The 714-nt window shown below is 47.1% G+C and carries 1 protein-coding gene; it reads left to right on the top strand.

The window, feature by feature from the left end:
* Positions 1-696: IS110 family transposase (locus tag WG68_RS18940; RefSeq protein ID WP_046559281.1), on the top strand; the 696-nt coding region annotated here is incomplete at its 5' end.
* Between the last annotated feature and the right edge of the window lie 18 nt (positions 697-714).

Raw genomic sequence — 714 nt, 5'->3', positions numbered from 1 at the left:
ATGGCTTATGTTTATCCACCCGAGATGCGCGCTGCCCGTGACTTACTTCGGCGTCGCACTCGTATTGTCCGCCATGGTGCAGATTTAAAAGCACACGTCAAAAACACAACCAGCCAATACAACTTGCCGCCAATGGATCTGAACTTGCGGTATGACTTTGCCCGCAAAGCCATGCGAAACCGCTTTGACGATGATTGTGTACAACGCAATATCGACCTTGATTTGAACATCATCGCTTTTTACAAACATGAACTCAGCTCCGTTGAATGTTTTATTGAAAAGCATGCGAAACATCATAGCGGTAGTGATTACCATATTCTCACCAGTTTTCCTGGTATTGGCCGCATTCTGGCGCTAACCATTCTGTATGAGATTGGTGATATTGCCCGCTTTAACACGGTACAGGACTTTGCATCCTACAGCCGGCTGATTAAGTGCAAAGCTGAGTCAGCTGGTAAAAGTTATGGCACCCAAGGCAATAAAATCGGCAATGCCCATCTGAAGTGGGCCTTCGGTGAAATTGCCGTGCTTTATCTGCGCGGTAACGACAAAGCCAAAGCCCACTTACTCAAATTACAAAAGCGCATGAGCAAAGCCAAAGCGCTGTCTGCTCTGGCGCACAAGGTTGGCCGCTGTGTCTATTACATGCTGAAAAATCAGAAGGTGTTTGATGAAAAACGTTTCTTAGCCGGTTAAGTCGCGGGACAAGGTGAG

This window comes from Arsukibacterium ikkense (assembly GCF_000987775.1).
Classification (GTDB): domain Bacteria; phylum Pseudomonadota; class Gammaproteobacteria; order Enterobacterales; family Alteromonadaceae; genus Alishewanella; species Alishewanella ikkense.
Note: the sequence above shows the minus strand (reverse complement) of the source record. Positions and strands in the feature narration are given on the sequence as shown.